The organism is Streptococcus ratti FA-1 = DSM 20564 (assembly GCF_000286075.1).
Taxonomy (GTDB): Bacteria; Bacillota; Bacilli; order Lactobacillales; family Streptococcaceae; genus Streptococcus; species Streptococcus ratti.
In genome coordinates, this window is sequence record NZ_AJTZ01000005.1 from 434,458 (window position 1) to 459,793 (window position 25,336).

Consider the following 25,336-nt stretch of genomic DNA (forward strand, 5'->3'; position numbering starts at 1 on the left):
GCAAATGTTTATTGGTAAAGTCGTTGGGAATTTATGGTCAACTAAAAAGGATGATAAATTAAATGGCAAAAGATTTTTAGTCATTCAAAAATTTACCAGTCAAAAAACAGTCGCTGCAGATATTTTAGTGGCAGCGGATAAGGTTGGAGCAGGGATTGGAGAAACAGTTCTAGTAGCCACAGGAACAAATGCAAAATATACATTTGATGATAAAAATTTGCCAATAGATATGGCTATCATTGGAATTATTGACTCATTTGATATAACAGAATAATAGGTGAAATTATGGGAATTAATGAAATCGTTATTTGGATTATCACCATTTTTATGGTTTTAGGAGGTATTGATTACTGTCTGGGAAAGAAAATAGGATTAGGTGAAAAATTTGAGGAAGGAGTTATGGCCATGGGAGCTTTGACGCTATCAATGGCAGGTATTATTGTTATTGCTCCTTTACTCTCAGAATTACTCAGTCCAGTCATTGTCCCGATTTATAAATTGCTGGGGGCAGATCCCAGTATGTTTGCTGGAACTATTTTAGCTAATGATATGGGAGGATTTTTCCTAGCTAGGTCAATGGCATCAAATGCAACAATCGGTCAGTTTTCAGGTGCTATACTAGGTGCTATGATGGGGGCGACCATTGTCTTTTCCATTCCAGTATCATTGGGGATTATCAAAAAAGAAGATCAAGAATATTTAGCGATTGGTATTCTTTGCGGTTTAATGTCTATTCCTTTTGGTGCCTTTGTTGGAGGTATCCTGCAAGGAATCAATCCTATGCTGGTGCTGCAAAATTTGGTTCCGATTATCATTGTAGCTGTTTTGATAGCCTTAGGCTTGTGGAAAATGCCTAAGAAAATGATTTCAGGTTTTAAAGTATTTGGGCAAGGCGTAGTTATTGTAGCAATTTTCGGCCTAGTTTTAGGGGGATTTGAATTGCTGACAGGTGTTAAGCTTATTAAATCCACGGAAAATATTTCCTCTGCCTTTGAAATTGTGGGAACGATTGGGATTACTTTGGCTGGTGCTTATGGCTTGGTGTTTGCTATCAATAAATTCTTCCAAAGGCCTTTGATGAAACTTGGCAATCTTTTGGGGATGAATGATGTTTCTGCAGCAGGTCTGGTAGCTTCGCTGGCTAATAATATTGCTATGTTTCAAACCATGAAGGATATGGATAAGCGCGGCAAGATTATTAATGTAGCTTTTGCGGTCTGTGCTTCCTTTACCTTTGGCGATCATCTTGGATTTACGGCTGGTGTTGCCCCCAAATTGGTGGTTCCGATGATTGTTAGTAAATTAGTTGGAGGAATTGTCGGTATTGTGATTGCCTTGGCAGTTGTCAATAGACAATTTCCAGAAAATGACTTGAAGGAGAAGTGATTAATGGAGATCGATGAATATAAAATTGAAGCCTTGGTTCGGGAAACCTTGCTGGAAATGATGGATGAAAATAAACCACTTAAAGCTTGTGCGTGTTATGGTGTGAAAAAGATAGAGCTGCCCTTTGTTAAAACACGACCTCAAGACCGCTTGGATACAGGTAGTGAAAAAAACATTGTCTATACGCGCGACCTATTTACTTTGGAAGAAAGCCCAAGGCTAGGCTGCGGTCTGATGGAGATGGAAAAGACATCTTTTGATTGGCATTTGACTTATGATGAAATTGATTATGTCATTGAAGGCCAACTAACAATTATCATTAATGGTGAGAAAGTTACTGCTGGCCCTGGGGAAGTTATTTTAATCCCTAAAGATAGCAAAATCCAATTTTCTGCTCCAGAAAAAGCACGGTTTATGTATGTTACTTATCCTGCAGATTGGGCAGGATAGTGAAATAAAAGCATGTTTGCCTGAATTTTCGAATGAAATTAATTTTAAGGAGAGTTTTATGAAAGTAAAAAAACTATTGTTTAGTCTATCTATGCTCTTATTAAGCTTCGTTCTGATTGCCTGTGGCAATAGTGCTGATAATAAATCCTCTTCGCAAGAAACAAAGAGAATAGCTATTCAAGTAATTGTTAAGCCCGAGGGTAAAGAAGCCAGCACAAAAACAGTAACTGTTGATAAAGGTACTACTGCTATGGAGGTACTTAAAAAAACACATAAAGTCGAAGAAAAGGATGGCTTTATCACAGCTATAGATGGAAATAAACAAGATGAAGAAAGAAAGCTCTATTGGATGTTTAAAGTTAATGATGAAGTTGCTTCAAAAGGAGCTAATAAGATAAAAGTTAAAAAGGATGACAAGATTGAATTTTATCAGGAGATTTATAAATAATTTTAGGTTGAAGAGACTGATCGCCTAAAACACTTCCTTCAATTTTTATACGGAAGTCAAAAACAGTAAAATTAACTGATAAAAAGAGTACTATGATCACAAGATTTCGCTCCCAGATATTTTTTGCATTTGTCTCAAAATAACTGAATAAGGAGAGAAAACGATATTGTATAAAAACTAAAACAAGGCTAGGACAAAAATCCTGCCTTGTTTTAATATGAAATAACATATAATGATTGCTGCAGTGAATTCTAGCAATTCTGCCTTCCTTACTTGCAGTGTAAATGCTGGCTTTAACTCTTTGAAGATAGGAAGTTAAAAAATTCACCTCATCACTTATATTAAGGCTGCTGGAGACTTGCCTTGCCTTGGGAATCAATGTGATAGGTCTTGCCATCATATGTCAAAGTACGGTCAGTCCATTTTTCGCCACTGTCCGGATCAAAATAGTAGAGACTGCCATCAATTTCAAAAAGCTCTCCTTTGATTTGCCCACCTTCTTGATGAGAATAGCCCAGTTTACTATTATAGGACGGCTGAAAGTAGAGCTGTTTGCCATCAATAGTCTGCCAGCCTAAAAGGGCGGCACCATCTGCTCCCAAGTAAAGCCAGCCGCTAAAAACGGGCTGATAATAGTAATTGTTAGACGGCGTGATGTAAACAAAACGATTGGTCCACATCTCTCCGCTGTCCGGATCAAAATAATAAAATTTGCCCTGATCTTGAATCAGCCGACCTTTAGCTTGACTGCCGTCAGAATAAAAATAAAGCTGCTTGCCGTCAATAGTCTGCCAGCCTGAAACAGCTGCGCCATCGTCGCCTAAATAATACCACACATCATAGTAACTGCTGTAGCGGTCACTGTATTGCTTTTGGCTGACAAAACGATTGGTCCACATCTCTCCGCTGTTTGGATCAAGATAATATTTTTTGCCATTAAGAGTCAGCATCGTTCCTTTAACTTGGCTGCCATCACTGTTAAAATACAGTCGTTGGCCGTTGATGGTTTGCCAGCCTTTGGCAAACTGATTATTCTCATCAAGATAATACCAGTTATTTTCATTCTGATAGAATTGGCTCTTTTCTATTTTTTGATTGAGAACGATCCCGCTTTGACGATCGGTCAAAATGATCTGACCATTATCGTCGTAGCCGATACCCTTTAGCTGTTTGCCTTGTTTGTCAAAATAGTAGCTTTGATTATTGATGGTTTGATAGCCGGTGAGAACCTTTCCCTGACTGCCAAGGTAATACCAGTTGCCGATATAATTGACAAAACGATTAGTCCACATTTCCCCGCTGTCCGGATCGAAATAATACTTGTCACCATCAATCGTGTATAGGCTGCCTTTATATTGAGCAGCCGTTCTAGCTTTGCCTTTTTCAGCGAAGTAAAGCTGTTTGCCATCAATAGTCTGCCAGCCTGTGAGTGCTTTTCCGTCTTCGTTCAAATAGTAGAAGCTGCCAGCTTTTTGGACGAATTGATTGACAGCTGGATGTCCTTGTGAGTCAATATAGTAAATTTCATCATTTACAGTAATAAGCCGGTCCTTCTGCAGGCTTCCGTCTGTTGAAAAATAGTAGGTCTGACCGTCAATCGTCTGAAAGCCTGTGAGAGTCTGGCCTTCTTGGTCAATGTAGTAAGTTTTTCCGTTATTTTTAGTGATAAATCCCTTTGTTTCAGCAGAGGTCTGCTTTTTGTCTTTGGTTGTCTGTGCTTGAGAAGAAGCCGATGACTGCTTTTGAGTGGCTTGTTCTTTCGTTGTAGCAGCAGTTGTTTGGCTATCTTTGTTTGCCACCGCCGTTTCTTCTGTTGTGGCAGCTGTTTGTTTTTGACTGTCCTCTTGGGAAGTGGTCGGTGGCTGAGTTTGTGCTGCTTCGTTAGAAACACTATTAGTTCCTTGCGGCTGATCGGAATCTTTGATTAAATCAGAATTTGAATAGTGATCTGAAGCAGACTTAGCAACAGTTTCAGTAGTTTGGGCAATAGCTGAGCTGCTTTGTACAGGTGTCTGATCCTCGGCCAACACCGGAGCAGCTAAGGAGCTCAGCAGCAACGCGGCTGTACCCATGATAGATGCTCTGTGTTTTTTTATCTTTTGTCTAGCTAATTTAAAATCCCCTTGTCTTATCATAAAAAACCTCTTTTCTTCTAAAGCAAAGTATTGGTCAACACCTTTATTATAGCACGCTATTTGGGCTTTGCTCCTTAGTGACTGTAAATGATAGCTATCTGTAATGCTGCTGAGATGATGACACTGTTTTGTCAAAAAAACTATATCTGGAATCTGGATCTGTCTTTTGGGGGTAGTAAAATGCTTAAAAATATCTCTTTTTCGATAAGACAGGCTCTCTAAAGATAATAAAAGAAAATCACGCGTAAAATGTAACTTTTGTTGTATAATAGAAACAGCAGTTAAAAAAGAAAGTAGTATCATGAACATTCAACAATTACGATATGTGGTAGCTATCGCTAACAGTGGAACTTTTCGCGAGGCGGCTGCCAAGCTTTTTGTCAGTCAGCCTAGCTTGTCTGTAGCTGTCAAAGATTTGGAGCAGGAGCTGGGTTTTAAAATTTTTACACGAACAACAACAGGAGCAGTTTTAACAAGTCAGGGGCTGACTTTCTATGAAAAGGCACTGGATGTTGTCAAGAGCTTTGATTCTTTTGAGAAGCGCTATGCCAAGCCAGACAGTGATAAAAATCAATTTTCAGTAGCCAGTCAGCACTATGATTTTCTGCCGCCTCTTCTGACTGCCTTTTCTAAAAAATATTCGGAATATAAGGATTTTCGAATCTTTGAGACAACAACAGCTCAGATTTTAGATGAAGTGGCCGAAGGACACAGTGAAATCGGTATTATTTATATGAACCAGCAAAACCGCAAAGGTATCTTGCAGAAAATGGATAAGCTGGGCTTGGAATTTGTCGAAATGATTCCTTTTAAGACGCATATTTACCTGCGTCAAGATCATCCTCTGACTCAAAAAGAACTTTTAACTATGGAAGATTTAGAAGGTCTTGAAACGGTTCGCTTCACTCAGGAAAAAGATGAATATCTTTATTATTCTGAAAATCTCGTTGATACCACAGGCAGTTCCTTGATTTACAATGTTACCGACCGGGCAACTCTAAATGGTATTTTGGAGCGCACGGATGCCTACGCGACTGGATCAGGATTTTTAGACAGTCGCAGTGTCAATGGCATTACGGTCATTCCTTTGGATGATCAGCTAGACAATCGCATGGTTTATGTCAGACGCAGCAGCACTGCCCTGTCAACTTGCGCCTTAAAGTTTATCAATGTCATGTTTTCTTATTTTGAAACCTATCAGCCCTAAGGAGAAGCTATGAGAAAGATATTATTGCCTTTTACCATTCTTCTTTTGGTTGCTTTTGATCAGCTCAGCAAATTTCTAGTCGTCAGATCGATTGCTTTGGGTGAAATTGTCAATGTCATTCCTAATCTAGTTAGTCTGACCTATTTGAAAAACACAGGGGCAGCCTTTTCAATTTTAGAAAATCAGCAGTGGTTCTTTGCAATTATTAGTATACTGGTGCTGGGAGCCGCCAGCTACTACCTTATCAAATTTATACAGTCTGACAGCGTCTGGCTGTTAGCTGGCCTGATTTTGATTATTTCCGGCGGTCTAGGCAATTTCATCGATCGTCTGCGGCTGGGCTATGTTGTCGATATGGTTCATCTTGATTTTGTTGATTTTGCAATATTTAATGCAGCAGATACATATTTGAGCCTTGGAGTGCTGCTCTTAATTATTGCTTTATGGAGAGAAGAAAAAAATGGAGATTCGCATTAAAGAAACAGGGACGCGTCTGGATAAGGCGCTGGCAGATTTGACAGAACTGTCCCGCAGCCAAGCCAGTGAACAGATTAAGGCGGGGCTTGTTTTGGTTAATGGCAGAGCTCAAAAGTCCAAGTATGCGGTTAAGGCCGGGGACATAGTTACTTATGAGCTGCCGCAGGAAGAAATACTGGACTGTCCGCCTCAGGATTTGCCACTTGATATTATCTACGAAGATGCTGATGTAGCGGTTGTTAACAAACCCCAAGGAATGGTGGTTCATCCTTCAGCAGGCCATCCTTCAGGAACCTTGGTTAATGCTTTGCTCTTTCATATCAAAGACTTATCAACCATCAACGGTGTGGTAAGACCAGGCATTGTTCACCGCATTGATAAAGATACATCGGGACTTTTGATGATAGCTAAAAATGACCGGGCGCATCAGTTTCTGGCTGACGAGTTGAAAGAAAAGAAATCGCTGCGTCAGTATCTGGCTATTGTTCACGGCAATCTGCCAAATGACCGAGGTGTTATTGAAGCACCTATTGGCCGCAGTGACAAAGATCGCAAAAAGCAGGCTGTGACAGCAAAGGGTAAGCCTGCCTTAACACATTTTCAGGTTGTGGAGCATCTGGGTGACTACACTCTAGTAAAACTGACTTTAGAGACGGGAAGAACCCATCAGATTCGCGTTCATATGGCCTATATCGGCCATCCGCTTGCGGGAGATCCGCTTTATGCCCCTAAAAAAACGCTTAAGGGACAGGGACAGTTTCTTCATGCTGAAACCTTGGCTTTTACTCATCCTGTTACTGGCCAATTAATGCGCTTTTCTGCAGAAGTACCGGCAATTTTCCAAGAAACTTTAGAACAGCTGCGCCATCATTTAAACTAAAATAAAAATTAGACCAGCAGCCGGCAGCACATGTTTGTCTGGCTTTTTTTGAGTCAACAGTTTATCGCAGTAGATTTCACAAGTTTTTGCTACAATAAAATCATGAAAAAATCCAATCCTTTAAAAACAGAAACCAAACTGAAGTATGTTCGTATGTTTTTGCGTTTATTTGCCTGGCTAGTAATTTTAGCGATGATCCTTTTGACAGTTCATCTCTATAATAAGGGTTATCTGACAGATGTTCAAAAGCTGCGTGCTGCTATGAAGCGTTATGGTACGTGGAGTCCGTTGATTTTTATACTGCTGCAGATTATTCAGGTGGCTATTCCGATTTTGCCGGGAGGGGTTTCCACTTTAGCAGGGGTTCTTATTTTTGGTCCTGTTTGGGGATTTATTTGGAATTATATTGGCATTTGTACCGGTTCTGTTTTAGGGTTTCATATTGCTAGACGGTTCGGACGGCCTGTTTTGGAGGCTTTCTTTAGCCCCAAGCTGCTTGAAAGCTATGAGCATCGAACCAATTCGGACAGTAAATTTGCTAAATATTTTGCCTGGGCCATCTTTCTGCCAATTGCGCCGGATGATTTGCTTTGTTATCTGGCCGGAACGACCAGTATGAGCTACAAACAGTTTATAACAATTATACTACTGGGAAAACCGGCAGCACTTTTGGCTTACAGCCTAGGGTTAACCACTATCTTATCAAAATTATTTGGGCTCAGCTGATCTCTTTTTGCCGACAGAAAAAAATTACGGTTGCCTCTTGAAAATTTAATGCATTATGTTATAATAAACAAAGTGAATATTCCTTTAACACTGTCCCGTGAGGCAGGCAAGGAGTCGGTAAGGAAAAAAGTGCAGGGAAAACTGTACTTATATTTCGTGAAATCTCCTTGTATAAGGAGATTTTTTCTTATTTTTTACAGAAAGGCAGTCTATGAAAACAAAAGAAATTGTTGACAGTGTCACCATGAAGCGTGCTATTACACGCATTACTTACGAAATTATTGAGCGTAATAAGAGGCTCGATAAGATTGTATTGGCAGGTATTAAGACGCGCGGTGTTTTTATTGCCCGCCGTATTCAGGAGCGTCTTAAGCAGATTGAAGGTATTGATGTGCCGCTCGGTCAGCTCGATATCAGACCTTTTCGCGATGATATAAAAATTGAGGAAGATACCACCGATATGCCGGTTGACATTACAGACCGAGATGTGATTTTGGTAGATGATGTTCTCTACACGGGCCGCACTATCCGTGCTGCTATTGATAATCTTGTCAGTCTCGGACGTCCATCTCGGGTGAATCTGGCTGTCTTGGTAGACCGAGGACACCGAGAGCTGCCTATCCGTGCGGACTATGTTGGGAAGAATATTCCAACCAGCAGTTCAGAAGAAATTGTTGTCAATATGACAGAGACTGACGGCAAAGACAATGTTTTGCTGCTTGCTAAAGAAGATTAATAGAAATTTGTTTAAGATGTTCTGAGACATTTTAAGTGTCCGGATACAAAACAAGCTCTTATGGATTTCTCTCAGAAAGGTACAGGTTCTAATGATATTTACTGATGGTGTTGTGTCGCTTAAGCATTTGGTCAGCATGGAAATTTTATCCAATGAAGAAGTGCTCGGCTTAATTAAAAGAGGTTTGGCTTTCAAAGAAAAAAAGGTCCAATTTTCGCTGGACAGGCAGTACTTTGCTGCAAATCTATTTTTTGAATCATCCACGCGGACGCATAAATCTTTTGAAGTGGCAGAGAAAAAGCTGGGACTTGATGTTATTGAATTTGATGCTAAGACCAGCTCCGTAAACAAGGGTGAGACACTCTATGATACGATTTTGACTATGAGCGCTTTGGGTGTCGATATCTGTGTGGTTCGCCATTCGCAGGATGACTACTATAAGGAGCTGATTGACAGCCGAACGATTCAAACCTCCATTGTTAACGGCGGAGACGGATCGGGGCAGCATCCAAGCCAGTGTCTGCTGGATTTGATGACCATTTATGATGAATTTGGAAGCTTTGAAAATCTTAAGATTGCCATTGTAGGGGATATTACTCACTCGCGTGTAGCTAAGTCCAATATGCAGATTCTGAAGCGCTTGGGAGCACAGATTTATTTTGCTGGACCTGAAGAATGGTATTCTTCGGAATTTGATGTCTATGGCAAGCATGTCGCCATTGATGAAATAATTGATGAGGTGGATGTTCTGATGCTTTTACGTGTGCAGCATGAGCGGCATGACGGTAAAGAAAGTTTTTCCAAGGAAACCTATCATCAACACTATGGTCTGACCAAAGAGCGCTATGGCCGTTTAAAAGACTCTGCCATTATCATGCATCCGGCTCCGGTGAACCGTGATGTGGAAATTGCTGACAGTCTGGTGGAAGCTCCTAAGTCACGAATTGTGGCTCAGATGAAAAACGGTGTTTTTGTGAGAATGGCTATCTTAGAAGCTATCCTTAAAGGAAAGTCCTAATCGAAGTTTTAAGAGTAAAGGTAAAAAAGATAACTGAGAATTTCAGTCAGCTGTTTTTGCTAAGCCGCTGCGAATGACTAAAGTGAGAACTGGTTGATTTTACTGAAAGGTAACTATATGAGAAAGAGACTTTTAATTTTAGAAGACGGAACCATTTTTGAAGGACAGGCCTTCGGGGCAGACCTTGATGTGACGGGTGAGATTGTTTTTAATACCGGCATGACAGGCTATCAAGAGTCTATTACTGATCAGTCTTATAACGGTCAAATTTTGACCTTCACCTATCCACTGGTCGGCAATTACGGGGTTAATCGTGATGACTATGAGAGTATCACACCGACCTGTAAAGGAGTGGTCGTTTCAGAGAATGCCCGTCTGGCAAGTAATTGGCGTAAACAGATGACCTTGGATAAATTTTTGAAAGCTAAGAATATTCCAGGTATTTCTGGCATTGATACCCGTGCGCTTACAAAGATCATCCGTCTTCATGGGACAATGAAGGCTACACTTGCCAATGATGGGGATTCGATTGAACATTTGCAGGATCAGCTGCGAGCAACCGTCCTTCCGACAAACAACATTGAGCAGGTATCGACAAAGACAGCCTACCCAGCGCCTGGTATTGGTAAAAATATTGTTTTAGTTGACTTTGGTCTTAAACATTCTATCCTGCGTGAGTTCTCAAAGCGTGATTGTAATGTAACGGTAGTTCCTTACAATACTACAGCTCAGGAAATTTTAAATTTGAATCCAGACGGTGTCATGCTATCAAATGGTCCAGGGAATCCACAGGATGTTCCGGAAGCCTTGGATATGATTCGGGGAGTTCAGGGGAAAATTCCGATTTTTGGCATCTGTATGGGGCATCAGCTCTTTAGTCTGGCTAATGGTGCCACTACTTATAAGATGAAATTTGGCCATCGCGGTTTTAACCATGCGGTTCGTGAAATTGCTACAGGCCGGATTGATTTTACCAGCCAAAATCACGGTTACGCGGTGGAACGTGAAAGTCTGCCGGAAGAATTGATGATTACGCATGAAGAAATTAATGATAAATCAATTGAAGGCGTGCGCCATCGCCATTATCCGGCCTTTTCGGTTCAGTACCATCCGGATGCTGCACCGGGACCGCACGATGCGTCTTATTTGTTTGATGAATTTTTAGAAATGATTGATGCTTTTAAAGCTGAACAAGCTAACCATCACTAGTCTCATATTTAATGCCGCCCTGAGAGACGGCGAATAAAAGAAAGGAGAAAGGGTTATAAGCTGTATTCGGTTAAACTGAATACGGGCTACGGACTTTGCAAAAAAGATAAACATATCCTAGACGCGAGCGTCGTCGGCTGGTTTCCTATTTTTGCTGTGTCCGCTTAACGCCCTTAATATCTTATAAATGCCTAAACGTACTGATATTAAAAAAATCATGGTTATCGGTTCTGGTCCGATTGTTATCGGTCAGGCTGCGGAATTTGACTATGCAGGAACTCAGGCCTGTCTGGCTCTCAAAGAAGAGGGCTACAGTGTTGTGCTTGTTAATTCTAATCCAGCCACTATTATGACTGATAAGGAAATCGCAGACAGTGTTTATATCGAGCCCATCACCATCGAATTTGTAACACGCATCCTGAGAAAAGAACGGCCCGATGCTTTGCTGCCAACTCTTGGCGGGCAAACAGGTCTTAATATGGCTATGGAACTGTCCAGAGCTGGTATTTTGGATGAATTGGGTGTTGAACTCTTAGGAACTAAGCTGTCTGCCATTGATCAGGCTGAGGATCGTGACCTCTTCAAACAGCTGATGGAAGATTTAAAGCAGCCTATTCCTGAATCCGATATTGTCAACAGTGTTGAAGAAGCGGTAGCTTTTGCCAATGAAATCGGCTACCCTGTCATTGTCCGTCCTGCCTTTACACTCGGCGGTACTGGCGGCGGTATGTGTTCAGATGAAGAAGAACTTCGTGAAATTGCCGAAAACGGCCTAAAATTATCACCAGTGACCCAGTGTTTGATTGAACGCTCTATCGCTGGTTTTAAGGAAATTGAATACGAAGTAATGCGGGATAGTGCTGATAATGCCTTGGTTGTCTGTAACATGGAAAACTTTGATCCTGTCGGTATTCACACTGGAGATTCCATCGTTTTTGCGCCGACACAGACATTGTCAGACATTGAAAATCAGATGCTGCGCGACGCCAGCCTCAGCATTATTCGCGCCCTGAAAATTGAAGGGGGCTGTAATGTTCAATTGGCGCTTGATCCAAATAGCTTTAAATATTATGTCATAGAAGTTAATCCGCGTGTGTCCAGATCATCAGCTCTGGCGTCCAAAGCGACTGGTTATCCCATTGCTAAATTGGCTGCCAAGATTGCTGTCGGTTTGACCCTTGATGAAATGATTAATCCGGTTACCGGCACCACCTATGCTATGTTTGAGCCTGCTCTTGACTATGTGGTGGCTAAAATTCCGCGTTTTCCGTTTGATAAATTTGAACACGGGGAACGCCGTCTGGGAACTCAAATGAAGGCGACCGGTGAAGTTATGGCTATCGGCCGCAATATTGAAGAGAGTCTTCTCAAAGCCTGCCGATCGCTTGAAATCGGTGTTTACCATAATGAAATTGCAGAACTCGCTGAGGTGACGGATGATGCCTTGGTTGAACAAATTGTTAAAGCTCAGGATGACCGGCTTTTCTACCTGTCAGAGGCTATCCGCCGGGGCTACACGATTGCAGAACTGTCAGAATTGACGAAGATTGATATCTTCTTCCTTGATAAACTGCTGCATATCTATGAAATTGAGCAAGCTCTAGCAGGCCATATGGAGGATCCTGTTGTGCTTAGGGAAGCTAAGCGCAACGGTTTTTCAGACCGTAAGGTTGCCGATATTTGGAATGTGTCAGCTGAGGATGTTCGCAAGATTCGTCTTGATAACAAGATTATCCCAGTCTATAAGATGGTTGATACCTGTGCCGCCGAATTTGAATCGGCAACGCCTTATTTCTATTCTACTTATGAGTGGGAAAATGAGTCTGTCAAATCGGATAAGGAATCCGTTTTGGTTTTAGGCTCAGGTCCAATTCGGATCGGTCAGGGTGTGGAGTTTGACTATGCTACCGTTCATTCCGTAAAAGCTATTCAGGCGGCTGGTTATGAAGCCATTATCATGAATTCCAATCCGGAAACAGTGTCAACGGATTTCTCAGTCTCAGACAAGCTCTATTTTGAACCTCTGACCTTTGAAGACGTTATGAACGTTATCGAATTAGAGCAGCCAAAAGGTGTTATTGTTCAGTTTGGCGGTCAAACGGCTATCAATTTGGCTGAACCTTTGTCAAATGCCGGTGTCAAAATTCTTGGGACACAAGTGGCTGATCTTGACCGGGCTGAAGACCGTGATCTCTTTGAACAGGCCTTGAAAGATTTGGAAATTCCTCAGCCGCCCGGACAAACAGCGACGAATGAGGAAGAGGCTGTTGATTCTGCCCGTAAGATTGGATTCCCTGTTCTTGTGCGTCCGTCTTATGTTTTGGGCGGCCGTGCCATGGAAATCGTAGAAAACGAAGATGATTTGCGTTCCTACATGCGGACGGCTGTTAAGGCCAGCCCAGATCATCCAGTTCTGGTTGACTCTTATTTGGTTGGCCGCGAGTGTGAAGTTGATGCCATTTCTGACGGCAAAAATGTTCTTATTCCAGGAATTATGGAACATATCGAACGGGCCGGGGTTCACTCAGGGGATTCTATGGCGGTCTATCCACCGCAGACGCTTTCAAAAGAAATTCAAGCAACTATCGCAGATTATACCAAACGTCTCGCTATTGGTCTCAACTGTATCGGTATGATGAACATTCAGTTTGTCATTAAAGACGAAACGGTTTATGTTATTGAGGTCAATCCTCGTGCCAGCCGGACCGTGCCTTTCTTATCTAAAGTAACTGATATTCCGATGGCTCAGGTGGCGACTAAGTTGATTTTGGGCAATAGTCTTGCTGAACTTGGTTATAAAGACGGACTCTACCCGGAAAGTCAAAATGTCCATGTTAAAGCCCCTGTCTTTTCCTTTACAAAACTAGCTAAAGTTGACAGTCTTTTGGGACCTGAAATGAAGTCCACAGGTGAAGTGATGGGGACAGACTCAACCCTGGAAAAAGCTCTTTATAAAGCCTTTGAAGCCTCTTATTTCCACCTTCCGTCTTTCGGAAATGTCATCTTTACTATTGCTGATGATACTAAAGAAGAAGCACTGGATCTGGCACGGCGCTTCTCAAATATTGGCTATAGCATTCTCGCAACTAAGGGTACTGCTGAGTTCTTTGCTAAACATAACTTAGACACTCAGCTTGTAGATAAACTTGGAGAAAATGATGCCAATGACATTCCTGCTTTTGTCCGAGCAGGCAAGGTTCAGGCTATTGTCAATACGGTTGGCAACAAGCGTACCTTTGATGAAGACGGCGCAGCCATTCGCAGCTCTGCTATTGAACACGGAGTGCCGCTCTTTACAGCCTTGGATACAGCGGCTGCAATGGTTCGGGTTCTTGAAAGCCGAGGCTTTATTACTCAGGCTATATAACTTAAATGTAAAAATGTAAGCTGATGCCCGTACGGTTTTCACCTGTGCACAAAACCAAATCGGAAATTCTTAGAACTTAGAGTGAAGTCAATTATTGTTGTTTTGCTTCACTCTTTTTTGTTTACAGCCAGAAAAAACTTGACATCAATAGATAAAGGTTGTATATTTGTATTATAAAGTTAGAACAATAAGCTGTCTGTTTGGTCCGCATACAGCAGTCTTACATTTTTGTAAGTTTTTTAGGTAAAAGTGTAAGGCTTTTATGTTCGCTTTAACGGTATGATGAAAAGGAAAAAGCAGGAGGAGAAGTTTATGCCAAAAAGAAAAGGAAAAATGACCAAAAAGAAAAAAGGGTGGATTATCGGCGGCAGTTTTGCAGCTGTTGCAGTTCTGCTGGGATTGATTTGGATTAGACTGCAGCAATTCAGTCAAATAGAGTCACAGAATGTTGGCTATCAGACGGTTAAGGTAAAAGAGGGTTCTATCTCCTCATCAACCTTGCTTTCAGGGACAATCAAACCCGAATCAGAACAGTATGTTTATTATGACAGCAGCAAGGGAAGCAATCCCAAAGTAGTAGTTGCTGCCGGAGATCAGGTTACTGCGGGGCAGCAATTGGTACAGTATGATACAGGCGAAGCCCAGGCGGCTTATGATCAAGCGGTTAGAAACCTTAATAAGGTTAACCGTCAGATTACAAATTATCAAAACTATGGTATTGCACCGTCAGCAGATAGCTCTGCTGATAATGGTTCTGCATCTGGCAATCCGTCAGCAGATGAAGGAAACACTTCTGGTGCTCAAAGCAGCAATTCAGCAAGCGGTGTAACTGACAGCAGTGCAGCTGCTCTCACACCGACGAATTCCACTGCCTATGATCAGCAGCTGCAGGACTTGTACGATGCTCAAGCCAGTGCTCAAGATGAGGTTAACAAGGCTCAGACAGCTCTTGACAATACTTCTGTCAACAGTGAAGTAACTGGAACAGTAGCAGAAGTTAACAATGATATCGACCCTTCTGGTAAGACCAGCAAGGCTTTGGTTCATGTAACCAGCGAAGGGAAATTGCAGGTTCGAGGGACTCTGACAGAGTATGACTTAGCTAATATCAAGGTCGGGCAAGCCATTAAAATCAAATCCAAAGTTTATGACAATAAGGAATGGGATGGTAAAATCTCTTATATTTCAAATTACCCAACTCAGTCGGATCAGGATCAGTCTCAAGGTTCTGGATCATCTGGCAGCGGTTCGTCTTCCAGTGCGGCTGCTTATGAATACAAAGCAGATATTACCAGTGATTTAGGCGATTTAAAACAGGGCTTCACGGTATCTGTAGAGGTTGCTAACGAAAACAAGAGCCTTATTATTCCTACCTCGGCACTGGTGAGCAAGAATGGGAAAAACTATGTTTGGGTTTATGACAAATCGAACTCTCGAGTTTTAAGAAAAGAAGTTGCGGCAGGCAATGCCGATGCTAAGTCACAGGAAATTTCTTCCGGTCTTAACAAAGGGCAAGTTATCATCGCTAATCCTGATAAAGGTTTGAAAGAAGGTAAGAAGATTGACAAACCTTCTGCTAAAAATGATAAGGCTGGCGAAAAGAGGTGAGCAGTATGAGTGATAAAAAAGAGCTCATCCATCTTGAGGGCATCACAAAAAGCTATCATAACGGCAATCAGGAATTGCAGGTTTTAAAAGGTATAGATTTGATTGTTAATGAAGGAGATTTCCTTGCTATTATGGGGCCGTCCGGTTCTGGAAAATCAACCCTGATGAATATTATCGGTCTTTTAGATAAGGCAACAGACGGTTCTTATTCTTTGGCGGATGAGTCTATTGAAAAGCTAAATCAAAATAAGCTGGCACATCTTCGCAACAAAGAAATCGGCTTTGTCTTTCAGCAGTTTTTCCTTTTGTCCAAGCTTAATGCGCAGGATAATGTTGAGCTGCCTCTTATTTATGCAGGCGTATCAGCATCAAAGCGCCATCAGCTAGCACAGCAGTTTTTAGAAAAAGTCGAATTAGCTGACAGGCGTAAGCATCTGCCATCAGAACTCTCCGGCGGACAAAAGCAGCGAGTTGCTATCGCACGTGCTTTGGTTAATAATCCCTCAATTATTTTAGCAGATGAACCCACAGGTGCTTTGGATACCAAGACCAGCAACCAAATTATGGAATTGTTAACTCAGCTCAATCATGAAGGAAAGACAATTATTATGGTAACTCATGAACCTGAAATTGCTGATTATGCGACTCGCAAGATTGTTATCCGTGACGGAGAGATTACTTTAGATACGACTGACAGTGTCCGTATTGATTAAGGGAGGAAATTTATGCAAAATTGGAAATTTGCCCTTAGTTCAATTATGGGGCACAAGATGCGCTCCTTTCTGACAATGCTGGGAGTTATTATCGGGGTGACAGCCGTATCTGTCATTATGGCTATGGGAACAGGCATGCGCCATTATATTACAGATCAAGCGACTAAATATCAGCATGATGTTCAGATTTATTATGCGTCAAATGATGAAGATGCACAGGAGCAGTATTATAACTTAGACCAATCCCAAGAAGATGCACCCAAAATTAAAGAGGAGTGGCTTCAAAACATTGTAAAAGAAGTTGATGGGATTGATAACTACTATGTGACCAATACAACTTCAAGCAATGTTCTCTATCAAAATAAAAAAGGAAAACAGGTTACTCTGACAGGCGTCAGTCAAAACTATTTTGATGTTAAGGGCTATAAAGTTGTAGCTGGCCGTCAGCTTAATGCCAGTGATTACACGAATTTTTCGCGTTTTATCATGATTGATGAAATGTTAGCAAAAAAGTTATTCTCTAGCTATGAGGAAGCGCTGAATAAGATTATTGAAGTCGGAGATAAAAAATACCGTGTTGTTGGGGTTTATAAGGATCCTGATGCAGGTTCTTCCGCCTATGGCATGAATTCAGATGGCAATGCCATTTTGACTAACAGTCAACTGGCTTCTGAATTCGGTGTTGATGAAATTAGCAGTATTTATGTTCATGTACCTGATGCTAGTGTTTCTTCAAAGGTAGGAAAAGAAGCGGCCAAACGATTGACTAAGCTTTCCAATGCTTCTAATGGTCACTATACTATGTTTGACATCAGTAAGGAATTAGAAAGTGTTCAGTCACAAATCACTGCGATTACGACCTTTATAGGTATTATCGGCGGAACATCGCTTTTAGTTGGCGGTATCGGCGTGATGAATATTATGCTGGTGTCGGTAACAGAGCGTACCAGAGAAATCGGTTTGCGTAAGGCCTTGGGAGCTACACGCCGCAATATCTTGACGCAGTTTCTGATTGAGTCTATTGTACTGACCTTAATCGGAGGTTTTATTGGTTTGCTTTGCGCCTATGGCTTGACCAATATTTTGGGCAATTCAGAAGGTCTGGTCAATGCTATCGGCAAACCTGTCATTGCATTGAACACGGTACTGGTCAGCATCGCCTTCTCAGTCTTTATCGGTGCCGTCTTTGGTATTTTACCGGCCAATAAGGCAAGTAAATTGGATCCGATTGAAGCTTTGAGATACGAATGATACTATCAAAAGAGAGAAGGAAGCTGTAAAGTTAAGAATACAAAAATTTTTGGCCGCCAGATTTGCAGCAATTAAAAAGTATACGTACAGATTATTTCTTATGATGATATAAACGGAGGGTGGGTGAGAACCCAAAAATTGAAAATTTTGGTTCTCACCACATCCTGGTTTTAAGGTGGTGACCTGAAATGGTCTCTCCCCAGACCGTTTCACTCCCATCTCTGCACAGTTGGCTAGGTTTTCCGCTTTGGCCTTGTGACGAAAGGAAAGTCAGCCAACCACTGCGTCCAGAGCTTATTCCAAAACAGGAATATTGGACGAGTTTTGCCCAGCCTCGTTGTAGTATTCATTGGTGACATTCTTTTCATCAGTGCTAACTGCATCAGATTCAATGGGTATGATCTCAGCCCAAAGCATCCCAAATGTTTGCTTCATATTATTACTGTCTTAATCATAATATGGAATTCCTGAAATGTAAATGAACCTATTTTAAGTGCTGTTCTTAAATTCAGACTGTCAAGTTTTTTTCTTGACAGTCTGAATTTTTGTGTTATAATAAATAAAGTAGTTTATAGCACAGCTATGCTCAAAATAAAAAAACAGAAAAGAGATTATTTCAAAATGGCAGTAAAAATCCGTTTAACTCGTATGGGTTCTAAAAAGAAACCTTTCTATCGTATCAATGTTGCAGATTCACGTTCACCGCGTGACGGCCGCTTCATCGAAACTGTTGGAACCTACAATCCGCTTGTAGCTGAAAATCAAGTAACCCTTAAAGAAGACCGTATTCTTGAGTGGTTAGGCAATGGCGCTCAACCATCAGATACTGTTCGTAACATCCTTTCAAAAGCTGGAATTATGCAGAAATTCCATGAAGCTAAATATTCAAAAAAATAAAGAAGTAAGTAGTTGCCTATGGATACCATTGAAAATCTGATTATCGCTATTGTGAAACCTTTGATTTCGCAACCAGATAATTTTACCATTAAAATTGAAGATACACCCGAGTTTTTGGAGTATCATCTTGACTTAGATTCTAGTGATATTGGCCGAATTATCGGTAAAAAAGGTCGCACCATCACAGCGATAAGATCGATTGTCTATTCGGTTCCAACTCAGGGTAAAAAAGTCAGACTTGTGATTGATGAAAAGTAGTGACAGCAGTCGCTGCTTTTTTTACATGGCATTGAGAATTATGAAACATGATGCTAAAATAAAAGCAGTAATTTTTTATTGGAGAAGACATGAACTATTTTAATGTTGGAAAAATTGTCAACACTCAAGGACTTCAAGGAGAAGTCCGTGTGTTATCTGTGACGGATTTTGCAGACGAACGCTTTAAAAAAGGAAGTTGCCTAGCTCTTTTTGATAAAAAAGATCACTTTGTTATGACTGTTGAGATTGCCAGTCACCGTAAACATAAAAATTTTGATATTGTCAAATTTAAAGGGCTTTATCATATTAATGATGTTGAAAAATATCGCGATTTCACCCTTAAAGTTGCGAAAGAGGATTTGACGGATCTGGAAGATGGCGAATTTTATTATCATGAAATCATTGGACTTGATGTTTACGAGGGTGAGGTTTTGATTGGTCAGGTTAAGGAAATTTTACAGCCAGGTGCCAATGATGTCTGGGTGGTTAAGCGCAAAGGGAAACGTGATTTGCTGCTGCCATACATTCCCTCAGTTATTTTAAATGTTGATGTGGCAAATGGCCGTATTGATGTCAATGTTTTGGAAGGATTAGACGATGAAAATTGATATTCTGACGCTCTTTCCAGAGATGTTTGCCCCTTTGCAACATTCGATTGTCGGCAAGGCGCAGGAAAAAGGTCTCTTAGAAATTAACTATCATAATTTTCGTGAAAATGCAGAGAAGGCCCGCCATGTAGACGATGAACCCTATGGCGGCGGTCAGGGGATGCTTTTGCGGGCTCAGCCTATTTTTGATACTCTTGATAAGATTGAATCCCCAAATTCGCGTGTTATCCTTTTAGATCCTGCAGGGCGGCGGTTCAGCCAGTCTTATGCAGAAGACTTAGCGCAAGAAGAAGGAATTATTTTTATTTGCGGTCATTATGAAGGTTATGATGAGCGCATCAAGTCTTTGGTGACTGATGAGATTTCTCTGGGAGATTTTGTTTTAACTGGCGGTGAGTTGGCTGCTATGACGATTATTGACGCGACCGTCAGACTGATTCCAGAGGTTATCGGCAAGGAAGCCAGTCATCAAGATGACAGCTTCTCCTCTGGTCTTTTAGAATATCCCCAGTATACACGTCCTTATGAATATAGGGGTATGAAGGTGCCTGATGTTCTCATGAGCGGTCATCATGAAAATATTCGCCTATGGCGCTTAGAGCAAAGTTTGCGCAAAACCTGGGAGTACAGGCCTGATTTGTTGGAGCATTATCATTTTACTGAAGAAGAAAAGCAGCTTTTAGAAAAAATAAAGAGCGAGGGACTGAGCTGACCTTGATGCCTGTTTGGAAAGTTTGTTTCCTACTCTTTTTATTTGCTGGCTTTCAATTGTGCTATAATGGAATTACTTTGTTTATGGAGGAAGAAAAATTGACATCTGAAAAAGATATTTATGATATAACGGTTATCGGCGGCGGCCCCGTCGGTCTTTTTGCGGCTTTTTATGCTGGTTTGCGCGATGTGCGGGTCAAAATCATTGAAAGTTTGTCTGAACTGGGCGGCCAGCCTGCTGTCTTGTATCCGGAAAAAGTTATTTACGATATTCCCGGTTTTCCAGCGATTACAGGAGCTAATTTGGTAGACAGTCTTATTGAGCAGACAGAGCGTTTTAAAGATAAGACCAGTATTTGTCTGAAAGAAGAAGTCAAGACCTTTGAAAAAGAAGGCGATATTTTTACTATTGAGACCAATAAAGGACAGCACTTTTCAAAAGCTATTATTATTGCTTGCGGAAATGGAGCCTTTGCGCCGCGGCAGCTCGGTCTAGAAAATGAAGAGCGCTATGCTGATTATAATATCTTTTACAATGTTCATAAATTAGATCGGTTTGCCGGTAAAAAAGTTGTCATTTGCGGCGGTGGTGATTCTGCTGTTGACTGGGCTAATGCCTTAGATAAAATTGCAGAAAGTGTTACTTTAGTGCACCGCCGTGACGCCTTTCGTGCTCATGAGCATAGTGTGGAAGTTTTGAAAGCTTCCAATGTTACTATTATGACACCTTATCTTCCTTTGGAACTTAAAGGAGACGGTGAAAAGGTCCAAAGTCTTGTTATTCAAAAAGTAAAATCAGATGAGACTCAGGAACTTGCCCTTGATGATCTCATTGTCAGCTTCGGTTTTTCAACATCCAATAAAAATCTAAAAAATTGGAATATTGATTACAAACGTTCCAGTATCAATGTATCTCCTGTCTTTCAGACCAGCCAGGAAGGTGTCTATGCTATTGGGGATGCAGCTCAGTATGCTGGCAAGGTAGATTTGATTGCGACTGGTTTTGGCGAAGCGCCAACGGCAGTTAATCAAGCTATTCACTACATTTACCCGGATCGTGACAATCGTGTGGTTCACTCAACGTCATTGATTAAATAGACGTCAGAATAAAGGAGAAGTAGGATCAAAAAGAGCTAAGAAGCTACAGCTTTTCTGCCTACTCCCAGCTGGCTGGCAGACGGATAAAGAAAGTTCACAGAGCCGGCAAAATAATTTAATGAAAAGAAAGCGGAGAGAAACCAGTCATTCGAAGAAGGTACTTTCTCTCCGCTTTTTTATGCTCAGCAGCCAATCAAAGTAGTTTTCGTCAGTCTTTCTACTTTTAAAAACGTTAAAATAGAACAGACAATAGCAGCAGATTTACGATTGGTAGGGGATTGACAGACCGTTTTGCAGGAGCTTTACTATTGTTGCTTACTTTTAAGACCTTTGTTGCTTTTTGAAAGAATTTGGCAGAAATTGCTTGACAGTTATCCTATGGCAGTATATAATAACAGGTGTAAACGATTTCAACAGGAGGTGAGGTCATATTTTAAAATCTGAACGTAAGCAGATTATCATGGAAAAGCTGTCGCAGGAAAATTTTGTAACCTTGGAATTTCTTGTTAGTATTCTTGATACTTCTGAATCGACCGTTCGCAGAGATTTAGACGAGTTAGCAAGTGAGAAAAAGCTTCACCGTGTTCATGGCGGAGCTGAAAAAAATCATCCCTTACAAGAGGAAGAAACGATTCTGCAAAAATCTATCAAAAACGTTCAAGCCAAACAGGCCATTGTTCAAAAAGCAGCTGAGATGATTTCTAACGGTGATGTGATCTTTATTGATGCCGGAACGACAACTGAATTGCTCTTAGACCTGCTGCAGCAGGAAGGACTGACTGTGGTAACCAATTCGATTCACCACGCAGCAAAAATGGTGGAAAAAAACATCAATACCTTGGTTATCGGCGGCTATGTCAAAAATTCAACAGACGCCAGTATCGGTCAGTTTGCGATTAATCAGCTCAGTCAGCTGAATTTTGATAAAGCTTTTATTGGCATGAATGGTGTTGACTTGCATTTCTTGACAACCCCTGATGCAGAAGAGGCAGCTATCAAAAAGACGGTCATTGACAATGCTCAGACGACCTATGCTTTAGTGGATGCTTCAAAAATGGGACAGACCTCATTTGTTAAAGTTGATCGGCTGGAAGCAGTGACTATTATCACTAATAAATCGGACAGCCGTATGTTAAAAGAAACGAAGAAAAAAACGAAGGTGATTGAAGTATGATTTATACCGTAACTCTCAATCCTTCCATTGACTTTATCGTCCGCATTGATACTGTAAAAATTGGCAGTGTTAATCGTATGGACAGTGACGATAAGTTTGTCGGAGGAAAGGGGATTAATGTCAGCCGTATCTTGCAGCGCTTAGGACAAGATAATACTGCAACAGGTTTCATTGGCGGTTTTACCGGTAGATTTGTTGAAGAAGGCTTGCTTGCTGAAGGTATTAAGACTGATTTTGTTCATGTTGATCAGGACACACGGATCAATGTTAAAATCAAGGCTGATGAAGAAACCGAGATTAATGGGACAGGCCCCCTTATAAGCGATGAGCAGGTAAAAGCCTTAGAAGCTGTTTTAAGCCAGCTTTCCTCAGAAGATACCGTTGTGTTTGCAGGAAGTGCTCCGGCCAATCTGGGCAATCAAATCTATAAACGTTTGATTCCGCTTGTCAGACAGACCGGCGCCCAAATCGTGTGTGATTTTGAGGGACAAACCTTGCTTGACGCTCTGGCTTATCAGCCACTCTTGGTCAAACCCAATAACCATGAGCTGGAAGCTATTTTCGATGTCGAACTGAAAGGATTGAATGATGTTGAAAGATATGCGCGTGAGATTTTGGCTAAGGGAGCGCAAAATGTCATCATCTCAATGGCAGGTGACGGTGCTTTATTGGTAACGCCGGAGGCGGCTTATTTTGCTAAGCCAATTAAGGGACAGGTAAAGAACTCTGTTGGTGCCGGCGATTCCATGGTTGCAGGTTTTACAGGTGAATTTGTTAAGACAGCAGATCCTGTAGAAGCTCTCAAATGGGGGGTTGCCTGCGGTACAGCAACAGCTTTTTCAGATGATTTAGCCAGTATTGACTTTATAAAGGAAACTTACAAAAAAGTAGAGGTAGAAAAAAGATGAAAATTCAGGACTTACTGAACAAAGACGTGATGTTACTTGATCTTCAGGCAACCACTAAGGAAGCTGTTATTGATGAAATGGTTTCAAAGCTGGTCGAAAAAGGTATCGTTACTGATTTTGATACGTTTAAAGCTGGTATCATGAACCGTGAAGCACAGACGTCAACAGGCCTTGGTGATGGCATTGCCATGCCCCACAGCAAGAATGCAGCTGTTAAGGAAGCGACTGTCCTTTTTGCTAAATCCAATAAGGGCGTTGATTATGAAGCCCTTGATGGTGCACCGGTTGATCTTTTCTTTATGATTGCTGCACCAGACGGTGCTAATGATACGCACTTAGCAGCCTTGGCTGAACTGTCTCAGTACCTTTTAAAAGATGGATTTGCTGATAAATTGCGCCAAGTAACTACTCCTGACGATGTTATCGCTCTCTTTAATGAAACTGAAGAAGAAAAGAAAGAAGAAGCACCAGCTGCACCGGCAACCGACAATCAAGATTTTATCGTGGCTGTAACAGCTTGTACAACTGGGATTGCCCACACTTATATGGCAGAAGAAGCCCTCAAGAAACAAGCTGCTGAAATGGGAGTTGCTATTAAGGTTGAAACAAACGGTGCTTCAGGTATCGGCAATAAACTGACTGCTGATGACATTAAGCGTGCCAAAGGTGTTATCATTGCAGCCGACAAGGCTGTTGAGATGGATCGTTTTGATGGCAAGCCTTTAATTTCACGGCCGGTTGCAGAAGGTATCAAAAAACCAGAAGAGCTAATCAGTATAATTCTTGATGATAAGGCTGACACTTATACAGCTGCAGCCGACAGTGCTGCTGTCAGCGATGCTTCTGCTGAAAAGTTAAGCTTGGGTGGTGCCTTCTACAAACACCTAATGAGCGGTGTTTCACAGATGCTGCCATTTGTTATCGGTGGCGGTATTGCCATTGCTCTTGCCTTCTTGATTGATAATTTGATGGGAGTTCCTAAGGATCAGTTATCTAATCTGGGATCTTATCATGAACTGGCTTCTCTTTTCAAAAATGTCGGTAATGCAGCCTTTGAATTTATGCTTCCGATTTTAGCTGGTTATATTGCCTACTCTATTGCTGAAAAACCTGGTCTGGTTGCCGGTTTTGTTGCCGGTTATATTGCTAAATCCGGTTTGGCTTTTGGTAAGGTTCCATTTGCCAGCGGCGGCAAAGAAACTTTGGCTTTAGCAGGAGTCCCTTCTGGTTTTCTGGGTGCCCTTGTAGGTGGTTTTCTTGCAGGCGGAGTTATCTTGCTTCTTAAGAAACTCTTGACCGGGCTACCGCGCTCACTTGAAGGGGTTAAATCAATCCTTCTTTATCCTTTGTTAGGTGTTTTGGTAACTGGTTTCCTCATGCTCTTTGTTAATATTCCGATGGCCAGCATCAATACGGCTCTGAATTCCTTCCTTGAAAACCTCTCAGGCAGCTCAGCTGTTTTGATGGGGCTCTTGGTTGGCGGCATGATGGCTGTTGACATGGGCGGTCCTGTTAACAAAGCAGCCTATGTATTTGGTACAGGTACATTGGCAGCGACTGTTTCCTCAGGTGGTTCTGTGGTTATGGCTTCTGTTATGGCCGGAGGTATGGTACCGCCGCTTGCCGTCTTTGTTGCTACGCTGCTCTTCAAAGACAAATTTACCAAAGAAGAACGCGATTCTGGCTTAACTAACATTGTTATGGGACTGTCTTTCATTACTGAAGGTGCCATTCCGTTCGGTGCAGCTGACCCAGCGCGTGCGATTCCAAGTTTCATCGTTGGTTCAGCCCTTACAGGTGCCTTGGTTGGTCTGTCAGGTATCAAATTGATGGCTCCTCATGGCGGAATTTTTGTTATCGCCTTGACCAGCAATGCTTTGCTTTATCTTTTGTATATCCTCATTGGAGCTGTCGTCTCAGGCATCCTCTTTGGTATGCTTCGCAAGGCAAAGTAAAAATAGAGCCTTAAGAGCTCTGTCAAAAAAGATAAAAAGTAAGGGAGTGGGATCAACCCAAAAATTGAAAATTTTGGTTCTCACCGCTCCCTAATTTCTAGGCGGTGACCTGAAAC

The 25,336-nt window shown here is 41.6% G+C and carries 25 protein-coding genes; 23 read left to right on the plus strand and 2 right to left on the minus strand.

Annotation, left to right across the window (positions count from 1 at the left end; translation table 11 throughout):
* Window positions 1-4 precede the first annotated feature (4 nt).
* The 4 genes from SRA_RS04115 to SRA_RS04130 are packed head-to-tail and all read left to right on the plus strand — an operon-like array spanning window position 5 to window position 2,284.
* The gene (locus tag SRA_RS04115) at window positions 5-274 is read left to right on the plus strand and encodes a EutN/CcmL family microcompartment protein (RefSeq protein ID WP_003087964.1); all 270 of its coding nucleotides are present in this window, start codon (window positions 5-7) and stop codon (window positions 272-274) included.
* A gap of 11 nt (window positions 275-285) precedes the next feature.
* Window positions 286-1,386: an ethanolamine utilization protein EutH gene (eutH, locus tag SRA_RS04120; RefSeq protein ID WP_003087966.1), complete on the plus strand. Its 1,101-nt coding sequence runs from the start codon at window positions 286-288 to the stop codon at window positions 1,384-1,386.
* A gap of 3 nt (window positions 1,387-1,389) precedes the next feature.
* Complete coding sequence (locus tag SRA_RS04125) at window positions 1,390-1,836, plus strand: cupin domain-containing protein (protein WP_003087968.1); 447 nt, start codon at window positions 1,390-1,392, stop codon at window positions 1,834-1,836.
* A 58-nt stretch (window positions 1,837-1,894) separates the two neighbouring features.
* The gene (locus SRA_RS04130) at window positions 1,895-2,284 is read left to right on the plus strand and encodes a DUF4430 domain-containing protein (RefSeq protein ID WP_003087970.1); all 390 of its coding nucleotides are present in this window, start codon (window positions 1,895-1,897) and stop codon (window positions 2,282-2,284) included.
* Window positions 2,285-2,625: 341 nt separating this feature from the next.
* Here SRA_RS04130 and SRA_RS04135 read toward each other — a convergent pair whose 3' ends face one another.
* Window positions 2,626-4,419: a glucosyltransferase G gene (locus SRA_RS04135; RefSeq protein WP_003087973.1), complete on the minus strand. Its 1,794-nt coding sequence runs from the start codon at window positions 4,417-4,419 to the stop codon at window positions 2,626-2,628.
* A gap of 301 nt (window positions 4,420-4,720) precedes the next feature.
* Here SRA_RS04135 and SRA_RS04140 point away from each other — a divergent pair, with 301 nt between their 5' ends.
* From SRA_RS04140 to SRA_RS04190, 11 genes are all read left to right on the plus strand, one after another.
* A complete protein-coding gene (locus SRA_RS04140) occupies window positions 4,721-5,626 on the plus strand; it encodes a LysR family transcriptional regulator (protein WP_003087975.1) in 906 nt (301 codons plus the stop codon).
* A gap of 9 nt (window positions 5,627-5,635) precedes the next feature.
* Complete coding sequence (lspA, locus tag SRA_RS04145; protein WP_003087977.1) at window positions 5,636-6,103, plus strand: signal peptidase II; 468 nt, start codon at window positions 5,636-5,638, stop codon at window positions 6,101-6,103.
* Window positions 6,087-6,983 carry an RluA family pseudouridine synthase gene (locus SRA_RS04150; protein ID WP_003087978.1) on the plus strand — a complete coding sequence of 299 codons (897 nt, stop codon included), beginning with the start codon at window positions 6,087-6,089 and terminating at the stop codon, window positions 6,981-6,983. Before lspA ends, SRA_RS04150 begins: the two co-directional genes overlap by 17 nt.
* A 153-nt stretch (window positions 6,984-7,136) precedes the next feature.
* Window positions 7,137-7,709, plus strand: coding sequence for a TVP38/TMEM64 family protein (locus tag SRA_RS04155; RefSeq protein ID WP_037611060.1), 573 nt, complete (start codon window positions 7,137-7,139; stop codon window positions 7,707-7,709).
* 211 nt (window positions 7,710-7,920) lie between these two features.
* Entirely contained in the window at window positions 7,921-8,445 is a 525-nt protein-coding gene (gene pyrR / locus SRA_RS04160; protein ID WP_003087982.1) for a bifunctional pyr operon transcriptional regulator/uracil phosphoribosyltransferase PyrR, read from the plus strand.
* Window positions 8,446-8,536: 91 nt separating this feature from the next.
* Window positions 8,537-9,463, plus strand: a complete 927-nt coding sequence (locus SRA_RS04165; protein ID WP_003087984.1) for an aspartate carbamoyltransferase catalytic subunit — start codon at window positions 8,537-8,539, stop codon at window positions 9,461-9,463.
* 117 nt (window positions 9,464-9,580) lie between these two features.
* On the plus strand, window positions 9,581-10,672 hold the full coding sequence (locus SRA_RS04170) for a carbamoyl phosphate synthase small subunit (protein WP_003087986.1): 1,092 nt from the start codon (window positions 9,581-9,583) through the stop codon (window positions 10,670-10,672).
* A 187-nt stretch (window positions 10,673-10,859) separates the two neighbouring features.
* On the plus strand, window positions 10,860-14,039 hold the full coding sequence (gene carB, locus SRA_RS04175; RefSeq protein ID WP_003087988.1) for a carbamoyl-phosphate synthase large subunit: 3,180 nt from the start codon (window positions 10,860-10,862) through the stop codon (window positions 14,037-14,039).
* Between the two features lie 312 nt (window positions 14,040-14,351).
* A complete protein-coding gene (locus SRA_RS04180) occupies window positions 14,352-15,647 on the plus strand; it encodes an efflux RND transporter periplasmic adaptor subunit (RefSeq protein WP_003087990.1) in 1,296 nt (431 codons plus the stop codon).
* A gap of 5 nt (window positions 15,648-15,652) precedes the next feature.
* Window positions 15,653-16,360 carry an ABC transporter ATP-binding protein gene (locus SRA_RS04185; protein WP_003087991.1) on the plus strand — a complete coding sequence of 236 codons (708 nt, stop codon included), beginning with the start codon at window positions 15,653-15,655 and terminating at the stop codon, window positions 16,358-16,360.
* Between the two features lie 12 nt (window positions 16,361-16,372).
* Entirely contained in the window at window positions 16,373-17,611 is a 1,239-nt protein-coding gene (locus SRA_RS04190; RefSeq protein ID WP_003087992.1) for an ABC transporter permease, read from the plus strand.
* A gap of 294 nt (window positions 17,612-17,905) precedes the next feature.
* Here SRA_RS04190 and SRA_RS10175 read toward each other — a convergent pair whose 3' ends face one another.
* Window positions 17,906-18,046 (minus strand): hypothetical protein, encoded by a 141-nt coding sequence (locus tag SRA_RS10175; protein WP_003087994.1) that lies wholly within the window; start codon window positions 18,044-18,046, stop codon window positions 17,906-17,908.
* A 186-nt stretch (window positions 18,047-18,232) separates the two neighbouring features.
* Here SRA_RS10175 and rpsP point away from each other — a divergent pair, with 186 nt between their 5' ends.
* From rpsP to SRA_RS04230, 8 genes are all read left to right on the plus strand, one after another.
* Complete coding sequence (gene rpsP, locus SRA_RS04195; protein ID WP_003087995.1) at window positions 18,233-18,508, plus strand: 30S ribosomal protein S16; 276 nt, start codon at window positions 18,233-18,235, stop codon at window positions 18,506-18,508.
* Window positions 18,509-18,526: 18 nt separating this feature from the next.
* The gene (locus SRA_RS04200) at window positions 18,527-18,766 is read left to right on the plus strand and encodes a KH domain-containing protein (RefSeq protein WP_002262014.1); all 240 of its coding nucleotides are present in this window, start codon (window positions 18,527-18,529) and stop codon (window positions 18,764-18,766) included.
* Window positions 18,767-18,855: 89 nt separating this feature from the next.
* On the plus strand, window positions 18,856-19,374 hold the full coding sequence (rimM, locus tag SRA_RS04205) for a ribosome maturation factor RimM (protein ID WP_003088008.1): 519 nt from the start codon (window positions 18,856-18,858) through the stop codon (window positions 19,372-19,374).
* Window positions 19,364-20,086 carry a tRNA (guanosine(37)-N1)-methyltransferase TrmD gene (trmD, locus tag SRA_RS04210; RefSeq protein WP_003088009.1) on the plus strand — a complete coding sequence of 241 codons (723 nt, stop codon included), beginning with the start codon at window positions 19,364-19,366 and terminating at the stop codon, window positions 20,084-20,086. The genes rimM and trmD overlap by 11 nt, the downstream gene beginning before the upstream one ends.
* Before the next feature lie 83 nt (window positions 20,087-20,169).
* On the plus strand, window positions 20,170-21,183 hold the full coding sequence (locus SRA_RS04215) for an NAD(P)/FAD-dependent oxidoreductase (protein ID WP_003088010.1): 1,014 nt from the start codon (window positions 20,170-20,172) through the stop codon (window positions 21,181-21,183).
* A gap of 430 nt (window positions 21,184-21,613) precedes the next feature.
* Window positions 21,614-22,357, plus strand: a complete 744-nt coding sequence (locus tag SRA_RS04220; protein ID WP_126417927.1) for a DeoR/GlpR family DNA-binding transcription regulator — start codon at window positions 21,614-21,616, stop codon at window positions 22,355-22,357.
* On the plus strand, window positions 22,354-23,265 hold the full coding sequence (gene pfkB, locus SRA_RS04225) for a 1-phosphofructokinase (protein ID WP_003088012.1): 912 nt from the start codon (window positions 22,354-22,356) through the stop codon (window positions 23,263-23,265). The genes SRA_RS04220 and pfkB overlap by 4 nt, the downstream gene beginning before the upstream one ends.
* A complete protein-coding gene (locus SRA_RS04230; RefSeq protein WP_003088013.1) occupies window positions 23,262-25,220 on the plus strand; it encodes a PTS fructose transporter subunit IIABC in 1,959 nt (652 codons plus the stop codon). Before pfkB ends, SRA_RS04230 begins: the two co-directional genes overlap by 4 nt.
* Window positions 25,221-25,336: the final 116 nt, after the last annotated feature.

What these genes read in the sequence shown, in the direction of transcription:
- SRA_RS04115 (WP_003087964.1), top strand. Translation starts at nt 5, where the DNA reads ATGTTTATTGGTAAAGTCGTTGGGAATTTATGGTCAACTAAAAAGGAT.
- eutH (WP_003087966.1), top strand. Translation starts at nt 286, where the DNA reads ATGGGAATTAATGAAATCGTTATTTGGATTATCACCATTTTTATGGTT.
- SRA_RS04125 (WP_003087968.1), top strand. Translation starts at nt 1,390, where the DNA reads ATGGAGATCGATGAATATAAAATTGAAGCCTTGGTTCGGGAAACCTTG.
- SRA_RS04130 (WP_003087970.1), top strand. Translation starts at nt 1,895, where the DNA reads ATGAAAGTAAAAAAACTATTGTTTAGTCTATCTATGCTCTTATTAAGC.
- SRA_RS04135 (WP_003087973.1), bottom strand. Translation starts at nt 4,419, where the DNA reads ATGATAAGACAAGGGGATTTTAAATTAGCTAGACAAAAGATAAAAAAA.
- SRA_RS04140 (WP_003087975.1), top strand. Translation starts at nt 4,721, where the DNA reads ATGAACATTCAACAATTACGATATGTGGTAGCTATCGCTAACAGTGGA.
- lspA (WP_003087977.1), top strand. Translation starts at nt 5,636, where the DNA reads ATGAGAAAGATATTATTGCCTTTTACCATTCTTCTTTTGGTTGCTTTT.
- SRA_RS04150 (WP_003087978.1), top strand. Translation starts at nt 6,087, where the DNA reads ATGGAGATTCGCATTAAAGAAACAGGGACGCGTCTGGATAAGGCGCTG.
- SRA_RS04155 (WP_037611060.1), top strand. Translation starts at nt 7,137, where the DNA reads ATGTTTTTGCGTTTATTTGCCTGGCTAGTAATTTTAGCGATGATCCTT.
- pyrR (WP_003087982.1), top strand. Translation starts at nt 7,921, where the DNA reads ATGAAAACAAAAGAAATTGTTGACAGTGTCACCATGAAGCGTGCTATT.
- SRA_RS04165 (WP_003087984.1), top strand. Translation starts at nt 8,537, where the DNA reads ATGATATTTACTGATGGTGTTGTGTCGCTTAAGCATTTGGTCAGCATG.
- SRA_RS04170 (WP_003087986.1), top strand. Translation starts at nt 9,581, where the DNA reads ATGAGAAAGAGACTTTTAATTTTAGAAGACGGAACCATTTTTGAAGGA.
- carB (WP_003087988.1), top strand. Translation starts at nt 10,860, where the DNA reads ATGCCTAAACGTACTGATATTAAAAAAATCATGGTTATCGGTTCTGGT.
- SRA_RS04180 (WP_003087990.1), top strand. Translation starts at nt 14,352, where the DNA reads ATGCCAAAAAGAAAAGGAAAAATGACCAAAAAGAAAAAAGGGTGGATT.
- SRA_RS04185 (WP_003087991.1), top strand. Translation starts at nt 15,653, where the DNA reads ATGAGTGATAAAAAAGAGCTCATCCATCTTGAGGGCATCACAAAAAGC.
- SRA_RS04190 (WP_003087992.1), top strand. Translation starts at nt 16,373, where the DNA reads ATGCAAAATTGGAAATTTGCCCTTAGTTCAATTATGGGGCACAAGATG.
- SRA_RS10175 (WP_003087994.1), bottom strand. Translation starts at nt 18,046, where the DNA reads ATGAAGCAAACATTTGGGATGCTTTGGGCTGAGATCATACCCATTGAA.
- rpsP (WP_003087995.1), top strand. Translation starts at nt 18,233, where the DNA reads ATGGCAGTAAAAATCCGTTTAACTCGTATGGGTTCTAAAAAGAAACCT.
- SRA_RS04200 (WP_002262014.1), top strand. Translation starts at nt 18,527, where the DNA reads ATGGATACCATTGAAAATCTGATTATCGCTATTGTGAAACCTTTGATT.
- rimM (WP_003088008.1), top strand. Translation starts at nt 18,856, where the DNA reads ATGAACTATTTTAATGTTGGAAAAATTGTCAACACTCAAGGACTTCAA.
- trmD (WP_003088009.1), top strand. Translation starts at nt 19,364, where the DNA reads ATGAAAATTGATATTCTGACGCTCTTTCCAGAGATGTTTGCCCCTTTG.
- SRA_RS04215 (WP_003088010.1), top strand. Translation starts at nt 20,170, where the DNA reads ATGGAGGAAGAAAAATTGACATCTGAAAAAGATATTTATGATATAACG.
- pfkB (WP_003088012.1), top strand. Translation starts at nt 22,354, where the DNA reads ATGATTTATACCGTAACTCTCAATCCTTCCATTGACTTTATCGTCCGC.
- SRA_RS04230 (WP_003088013.1), top strand. Translation starts at nt 23,262, where the DNA reads ATGAAAATTCAGGACTTACTGAACAAAGACGTGATGTTACTTGATCTT.